The 7846-nt window shown below is 42.7% G+C and carries 7 protein-coding genes and 1 CRISPR repeat array; of the genes, 1 reads left to right on the top strand and 6 read right to left on the bottom strand.

The genetic code is table 11. The features are described from left to right. Nucleotides 1-54: 54 nt before the first annotated feature. Nucleotides 55-418: a CRISPR direct-repeat array (repeat unit 33 nt; unit sequence ATTTCAATCCACACTCTCCATACAGAGAGTGAC). Between the two features lie 245 nt (nucleotides 419-663). The 6 genes from VK91_RS03075 to VK91_RS03050 all read right to left on the bottom strand — a co-directional run bounded on the left by VK91_RS03075 (nucleotide 664) and on the right by VK91_RS03050 (nucleotide 7082). Further along, nucleotides 664-1623 (bottom strand): hypothetical protein, encoded by a 960-nt coding sequence (locus VK91_RS03075; RefSeq protein ID WP_048390679.1) that lies wholly within the window; start codon nucleotides 1621-1623, stop codon nucleotides 664-666. 71 nt (nucleotides 1624-1694) lie between these two features. Further along, nucleotides 1695-3377, bottom strand: coding sequence for a methyl-accepting chemotaxis protein (locus VK91_RS03070; protein WP_048390678.1), 1683 nt, complete (start codon nucleotides 3375-3377; stop codon nucleotides 1695-1697). Between the two features lie 162 nt (nucleotides 3378-3539). Further along, a complete protein-coding gene (locus VK91_RS03065) occupies nucleotides 3540-3983 on the bottom strand; it encodes a hypothetical protein (protein WP_048390676.1) in 444 nt (147 codons plus the stop codon). A gap of 63 nt (nucleotides 3984-4046) precedes the next feature. Beyond that, a complete protein-coding gene (locus tag VK91_RS03060; protein WP_048390674.1) occupies nucleotides 4047-5603 on the bottom strand; it encodes a YndJ family protein in 1557 nt (518 codons plus the stop codon). After that, a complete protein-coding gene (locus VK91_RS03055) occupies nucleotides 5572-6183 on the bottom strand; it encodes a DUF4166 domain-containing protein (RefSeq protein WP_048390672.1) in 612 nt (203 codons plus the stop codon). The genes VK91_RS03060 and VK91_RS03055 overlap by 32 nt, the downstream gene beginning before the upstream one ends. Nucleotides 6184-6188: 5 nt before the next feature. After that, nucleotides 6189-7082, bottom strand: coding sequence for a DoxX-like family protein (locus VK91_RS03050; protein ID WP_048390669.1), 894 nt, complete (start codon nucleotides 7080-7082; stop codon nucleotides 6189-6191). 105 nt (nucleotides 7083-7187) lie between these two features. Here VK91_RS03050 and VK91_RS03045 point away from each other — a divergent pair, with 105 nt between their 5' ends. Beyond that, on the top strand, nucleotides 7188-7802 hold the full coding sequence (locus VK91_RS03045) for a sigma-70 family RNA polymerase sigma factor (RefSeq protein WP_310794740.1): 615 nt from the start codon (nucleotides 7188-7190) through the stop codon (nucleotides 7800-7802). Nucleotides 7803-7846 lie beyond the last annotated feature (44 nt).

Here is a 7846-nt window from a genome sequence, read left to right as displayed (position 1 = left end):
ACTCTCCATACAGAGAGTGACAGGGATGCTAACAGCACCGTCATCAGCAAAAGAATTTCAATCCACACTCTCCATACAGAGAGTGACTTCTTCAAACATGCTAAGACTGTTATAAAAATCATTTCAATCCACACTCTCCATACAGAGAGTGACTTATCGCTAACGAGGACATGAAACGTCTAAAGAATTTCAATCCACACTCTCCATACAGAGAGTGACACGGTGGAGGGAGTACCGATCCTAACGCCCTAAAATTTCAATCCACACTCTCCATACAGAGAGTGACGTTTCTATGTTTAACTCACCTTCAATTTTTAAATTTCAATCCACACTCTCCATACAGAGAGTGACGCTGCTGTGTAATTTCAGACATGAGTTCTTCAGGATTTCAATCCACACTCTCCATACAGAGAGTGACTGCAAAAATGAATAAATTTTTAATATAACGTCTTTAATATTATCATTCCTTAAAAATACATGAGCATTTCAAACTAACATTGTTTTATCTAACAAGCATTTTCACTAATATTTCTGGTGCGAATCGTGCTATAAAATCATGTTCGCTTACCATCCGCACATTCCCTTATTATAGCAATAATTCCCTGTTAAAAAAACCAACAACAACCGAATTCCCTCGGTCATTGCTGGTTCTTTTCATTTACATTATTTCTTGCGTTTCACAAATACAATAACAAAAATAGCGGCTAGTGCTGCTAGGATAGCGATCATCCAAACTGTGTTTGAGTTGGATGCTGTGTCATCTGCTGCGGCTGCTTGTTGCTCTTCTCTTGGTGTAGCGTTCGAAGACTCCATTTCTTTGGCATCCTCTTTCACCACTTGTGCAGTGCTAATTTGCACATATTGTAGTGTTGCTTCATTCGAGTCGGATGCTTCATGCTCGTGGCTGTCGCCATGGCCTTCTGCATGATCCCCGTGGCTTTCCTCTTGCCCACCGTCATGACCATGATGGTGATCCGCTGCTGTTGTAAAAATAGAACGTTCTAGCTGTTGCCCTACCCAGCTTTTGGCATCTGTTGAATCGGCAAAGATGCGAGGGTGTCCTGACAGCATGTATGTTTTACCGTCGATGATGATTCCTGTTTGGTCACCTGTGACAACGTCTTCAATCGTACCCGTTGGTCCTTCTGCAAAGCCGCCCATTTGAATAAGCGTATGTCCGCCCATATCAAATGTTAGGTGCTCTGTTAAGAATGCAATGTACTCTTCTTTCGTCATGGTTGCGTCAGGATTGGCTAGCTCAAGTTTATGATGAAAAAGTGCTGTATTTATTTCCTTGTACGTAATATCTCCCTCTAGCGAAGACACGTAATCCTCTTTTTGAGCTGCTTGTGCTAGCTCATCCACTGTTGCTCCCTCAAGGCCGAAAAAGCCACCTACCCAGCCTGCAAAGTCCTTGCGTGAAAGATTGTCTGTTGGGTTTAAGGCCATATCTTTGCCATTGTACCCAAGAAGCCCAATACTGTGTAGTATCATAATGTCCTGAATATTGGCGGCTGTTTCAGGGACATCCGTGAATAGTGTACTTTTATCCATCGTATGGGCGTAGGCAACGGGTGCCATGAATAAAGTACTCATCAATAATAAAAGTAAATATTTTCTCAAAATGATTCCACCTTCCAATGCCTTAGTATACAGATGAAATGTGAGGGAAGTTTGAAATCCACAGGTAATTTCTATAGCTTAAATTGACGAATCAGGGCGTTTAGTTGTTCAGCCATTTCTGCTAAATGCTCGGCACTATGTTTAATTTCCGCCATGGAGCTTGCAGTTTGCTCAATGGTAGCCGATGTTTCCTGAATGCCTGCCGCTGATTGTTCGGAGACAGCAGCAATTTCATCGACTGCTTTATTAATCGTGACAGTATTGTGAACAACCTCAGCTAGCTCCACTGACATACCTTCAATGCCTGTCGCAATGGCCTCAATAGCATCCGCAATTCGATTGAATGTTGTATTGGTTGCGGCCATTTGTGTTGTGCCCTTTTCGACTTCCTCATAGCCTTGCTCTAGCGAGGAGGTTACTGTATCGGAATCATCCTGAATTTTTCTGACAATCGCTGTAATATCATCGACGGAGAAGGCGACCTGTTCGGCTAATGTTCGAACCTCGTCGGCCACCACGGCAAAGCCTTTCCCCTGTTCCCCAGCTCTAGCTGCTTCAATCGCTGCGTTCAATGCGAGTAAATTAGTTTGGGCAGCAATCGTTTGAATGACCGCTACAAGCTTAGAAATCTCCTGTGTTTGCTTACTTAAGCCATTTACCTGATTCACCGCGTCCTTCACTGTATGCTGGATGGCTTCCATTTGTTTGGTGGAAGTGGTCATTAAGCTTCTACCTTCTTGTGTTAAAGCCTTTACATTCTGCGAATACTGTTGAACATCTTTACTGCCGTGATGAACCGTAGTGACTTTGCTAGTAAAATCATTCATGGCGGAAGCGACATCAGAGGCATGATCTGCCTGTAATTCTGTCCCACTTGCCATTTCTGTAACCGTATGAACAATTTGCTCTGTCCCTGTTTTGACCTCAGAAGTCGACTGAAGAAGCTCCTCACTATGTGCCGCTACATAATTGGACACCGTTTGAATGTGCTTTAATAGACGATTTAAAATATCTGACATCGTATTGGTCGCTTCCATCAGTTGCCCTACTTCATCCTTCGATTGAACCTTCAAAGGCGGCTCACTTAAATCGCCATTGGTCATTTGTTGCATACGCTTGGTTAACGTCACGATTGGTCTTGAAATACCACGAGCACTTAATAGCTCAATTATCACTGCTAGAAGAACAATCACAATACCTACGATAATGGCGATTCGCTGTTTCTGCTCTCCAGCAGCAATACTGTCCGTCCCTACCTCATTAATGGCTAGCTTCCGTTGCGCCGCTAAGTCTTCGTAGCCTTCACGAATGGTCGTAGCTGTGTCATCCATTTTTGTGAGGTTTTGGGTAGCCAGCTCGGTGTTCCCTTGATCATATACCGCAAATACCTCTTGCTCAATATAACGGTTCCATTCCTTAGACATTTCCGCAAATTGTCCGAATTCGCCTGAGGAAGATAATGCTGACCGCTTTTCTTCATTGCTTAGTTCCTTTGCAACATTATCCTGAAATATCTCTTTATACTTTTCTCTCCCAGAAAGCACATAGCCTCTAGCTGCCGCTATTCTTAAATCAATGGACTGTGCCTGCTCGTAATCGATGATTAATAGTTGTAATTCTTGCTGTACAATTTGCTCTGTCGCATCATTGCTTTGCTTGATGGCAAAGTAATTGTAAACAATGTATCCTATCATGATTGCAATCACAATGCTAAAGGAAAAAACAATGCGTCTACTGATTGTTTTGAACTTCATTTGCAAAAACCCCTTATTTTCCTAATCTATTCCATCCTTAAAAATCTACCATTTAATTAGGACGATTAGCGGTTTTAGGAATTTTTGCTATATTTCCAGAAATAACTTGGTCAATATAATGTTTTTTATAGCATCTTTTATCGCACGCCTTTAGTACTATCCTTAATCCCAGCTATTGAACATTACTTCGCCAATGGTTTGACTATTAAAATAAGAGACGTATTTCCATTCTGTAGCAGATAGGCTATGGAACGCCTCATCCTTTGTTAGTAATGTTGTAAGTGTCTCCGCTTCCAAGCATTTTCGCATAGGAAAATATTTATGCAGGTGAGGCTTGGATAAAAAGGTAAAGCTATTCACCTCCTGCTTGGCAAATGCGATGTACGGCATCAAACGATGATGAAGAATCGTCAGTGTTTCTCCATCGATTTCAATCACTGCCTGCATATAGACAAAGGGCGCTTGATCAATAAATTGCCTTACTTTCGCTCGTTGTTCGCTTGTCACTAAATGGTACACCATCGACTGAAACATGCGCATGTCCTGCTCAATTAAATGCGCTGCATCGAAACCAGAAATTCCTTTTGTTAAACGCAAGCCTTCCATCACTCCTTGTTATTTGTCTCTATAATAGGACCTTCTCGTTCGGTTGAGGAAATTCCTGCCAATCTATGCATTTCTTTTAATATGATAATCAATTTGTAGGAATGGAATACCAAATAACGTCATCTGATAACGTGCTGACAATGTCTTGTCATCTACCGCAGAAATTTGAAAATCCTCCTGTAGGGGTAGCCTCATCACATTTTTTCCTATCGCCAAATAAATTCCTGCATCTCCATCATGGCGACTTGTTAGGTGTAACTGACCATTTTCTTCATAGGTATACAAAATGCCAACCATTGTTGAGAACGGGAGTGGTAAGGCTATATTCATATAGGTCGTTTCGTCGCTTGTGTGCTTCGAATAAATCGCGACAAAAACGGTTTGCTGATGAATTGTCCGAATCCATGCACGTGGAGACGGACGGCTATCTCGTGCAGAATCGACCTGAACAATGCTACCCGTCATCTCAACTGGCTTACTGGAAAAGGGTAAATTGAGCTGTTGGAGCAAACGGCTCATTCCTTGATACAGAAAGGCAAAAGGTCGAAACCAAGCCTTCCATTGCACCGTCGAAAGCAGCCGATAGGTCGTCGTATACTCATAAAAATGTGGAATGACAGGCGGTAGCTTTGTAGTATCGACAAAATCCTGTAAGGCATCGACCAAGCCAGGGTGTGGTATATTCTCATGATGTAGCTTCCCGCGAATTTGGCTTACAGGGAACTCAAACGGACGCTGTGTTGTTGGGGGGACAGCCATTAGCCAGGCGATGACCCCTATCCCCCCAAAGAAAACACCATTGATCACACCATGGAATTGAAGCATTTCTGGAATGCCGATGGAAACGTTTCCGCTGACACGACTGTAAACATACAGACAAGATCCAAGAATCGTCAGACAGAGCGCTCCATAGGAAGTCCTCAGCAATAGCTCCTGTCCAAACGGAAGCTTTGTTTTGAGCGCTACGAAAAACAAGCCGTAAATGGCGAAAATATAAAGAGCGACGGCGATGATTTCGATGAGAATGGAAAAGGCAATACCTACCGCAACAAGGATTGGTCCTGCCAGCAACATCATCACCATCACACGGTAGCCGCTACTATCATGTAATCGACCTAAAAGTCCGACTGAAATGGGTAATAAACAAGCCGAATAATGAAAGTGAATGGCCGTTAACCACGTTATTAATGGTGAAAAACCAGTATCCATGTTGGTGACATAGGCGAAAAACCACAGACCACCGAGGGCTAGGTAGAAAAGCCCCATGTCGATAGCAAACTCCGCAATATTTGTAAAACCTCGTTGTAAAAATCTTTTCACGCCTTGCATGGCGATATAGAAGGTATACAGTACATACATGCCTGCCAAAACATTAACCAAAACGCCATCCGTCGACCAATGCAGCAGTGTAACGGCTAGCATCATCCCCAAAATAATGGCTGTGCCGACTTTCTGAACATCCACAACCATTGATACCATGGTGGGAACGAAAACTAGTTGAGCAACGGTTAGTAACCATAAGTAATTGGGTTGCCCACTAAGCACAAAGCAAATCACCGTGAACAAAATCCCTAGTAAAAAAATGAAATTACTTCGATTGTTGTGTAAATTCACCAGCATACATCATGAGCCTCCCTATGAATGGATTATGGATGGAGACATGAATGGTAAAGACATTTTTCGATTCATCAAAGCCTTCCTCTACAATGACTCGACCCTCTAACAGTCTAGGCATCGGGCATTCGAAACGCGAGAGGACAAAGCGCTGCTTACCTGAACGAATGACCAATGTCCCCGCTCGTGTCACCGTAAAGTGCAAATCGGAATAAAAAAGAGCGGGTGTGCCTAAATAATCTTTCACAATTTTTTGAATTGGATCAATGGTCATCCTTGCATCAAAATGCCTTGTTTTCTGCGGGAAATAAAAGGTGCGCTCCCATAGCACGTCTAGTTCCCCACTTGGCAGGGCTCTGCATGTATTCGAAATAGTAAAGGGGATATCCTCCCCTGACTCTGGAAACAGAAATCGCGTTTTCGCAGCCAGTGTATAGAAGGGACACATCCATTTAGCACCAGATTTTATTTGATGCATCACGCCCTTAGCAAAAAATGATTCATCAATTGGTAACGCATAACGCTGTTGTAGCATCGGATGAAGTCTTGCAAAATCATCCCCTAATAATGTTTGATAGATCGTCATCCTTGTTATCCTCGCTTTCTTTTACAACTTTTAGCACTCGGTACATCCTTACTTAAGCTAAATCCGACAATCGACAACACCCATAAAGCACTATTAAAGGTAAGTGGATTAAAGGGTGCTTGTACACTTGTCGGGTCCGCAACAATAGCAGCTATCGTCAAGAGCGGAAAAACGATGATTTGCATGCCAAAGAGCCAGCGTTTTCCTCGCGGGTAAAGCCAACAAAAAGCAAAGAGAATTTCCGCAACCCCTATCCACATAACTAGCTGATCAGCATGTTTTAGTAATGAAGCGGTCATCTTTAATTCCTGCGGATGCATATGGATGATCTTCGGTACAAGACCATGATAGAACCAGACAAAGCAAAAGAATAGACACAGAAGCATCGTTAAAAAGAATCGACTATACTGTGCGGTAGGATTTTCTCCTTTTTCTAGCCATCTTTTTAAAACGTCAAAGCTGAGTGCCGTCGCCCACCCCATTAATGGACGAAAAAATAAATCAAAGAATACGCCAAGCTTGCCATAGCGTGTATCATAATCATATTGGGTCAGAAATGTCAGCCCCTGTTGATGCGGGATATATTGCCAATAGCCTTTTCCCTCCGCTATGGGTGAGCGCTTTTGAGGCGTACCAAAATGCAGTGAGGAAGTTCGCGTGCCATTTTCTTTATGATGCTCCCCCTTGCTTTCTCCCCAGCCGCTTACCTGTAAGCCTGGCATTACCTTCGTTTCATAGGTAAAACGCTGTGGCTCCTCGGGTGCTTTTTTCGGAATATATGTAATCGATGTAAAACGTAAATCCCATTGCTCATGCAGATGAGGATTTTGTGTATAATCCCACGCTTTCTCTATAGGAGCCTGAATGTCTATCTCGACATAAATAGGCTTTCTGCTCATAAACTCACTCCTTTTTTTGATGAAGCCACTATCATTATAGCAGTAAATTGATAACCTTCTATTAAATGGGTATGCTTATGACGTTTCTCAATAAAAATAAAAAACTTGAATCGAAATGATGACTTGCTGAGTCTAATGGTCGAAAAGGAGGCGATTTTCATTACGAGCACCCAACAAACTCTTGTAGCCTTAGCCCAACAAGGTGATGAGCAGGCGTTTTATCAGCTCATTGAGCAGGAGCAGCATAAGCTTTACCGAATGGCCTATGTCTACGTACAAAATGAAAACGACGCCGTAGAAGTTTTTCAGCAAACCATTATTCGAGCCTATGAGGGGCTACCGCAATTAAAGGAGCCTCACTATTTTGCCACTTGGCTTACCCGCATTATGATAAATTGCTGTAAAACCTATATTGCGAAGAAAAAAACAGTTATGCCTGTTGAACCACAAACTTTCGAGGATTTAACAAGCGCATCTCCTACATACATCGAAGAAGAGCTGGATTTATGGCAGGCTCTTTGCCAGCTCGAGGAAAAGTACAAAACGGTGCTATTGCTACGATTTTATCAAGACTACTCTGTCAAGGATATTGCGGCGATTTTGCAATGCCCTGAAGGTACCGTGAAAACACATATTCGCCGTGGCTTGCATGCATTACGACAACAATTAAAGGGGGCATATCTCGATGAGTGGGTTCAATCCGCTGAAAGAAGTCATTAATGCAATACCCATCCCTGAAGGACGTTTAACAGAGGTGCTACGTG

Origin of the sequence: Lysinibacillus sp. LK3 (assembly GCF_001043675.1) — a bacterium.
Taxonomy (GTDB): domain Bacteria; phylum Bacillota; class Bacilli; order Bacillales_A; family Planococcaceae; genus Lysinibacillus; species Lysinibacillus capsici.
Note: the sequence above shows the minus strand (reverse complement) of the source record. Positions and strands in the feature narration are given on the sequence as shown.

Excerpts from the sequence above, each read along its gene's own strand:
- VK91_RS03070 (WP_048390678.1), bottom strand. The coding sequence starts at position 3,377 with ATGAAGTTCAAAACAATCAGTAGACGCATTGTTTTTTCCTTTAGCATT.
- VK91_RS03065 (WP_048390676.1), bottom strand. The coding sequence starts at position 3,983 with ATGGAAGGCTTGCGTTTAACAAAAGGAATTTCTGGTTTCGATGCAGCG.
- VK91_RS03060 (WP_048390674.1), bottom strand. The coding sequence starts at position 5,603 with ATGCTGGTGAATTTACACAACAATCGAAGTAATTTCATTTTTTTACTA.
- VK91_RS03055 (WP_048390672.1), bottom strand. The coding sequence starts at position 6,183 with ATGACGATCTATCAAACATTATTAGGGGATGATTTTGCAAGACTTCAT.
- VK91_RS03050 (WP_048390669.1), bottom strand. The coding sequence starts at position 7,082 with ATGAGCAGAAAGCCTATTTATGTCGAGATAGACATTCAGGCTCCTATA.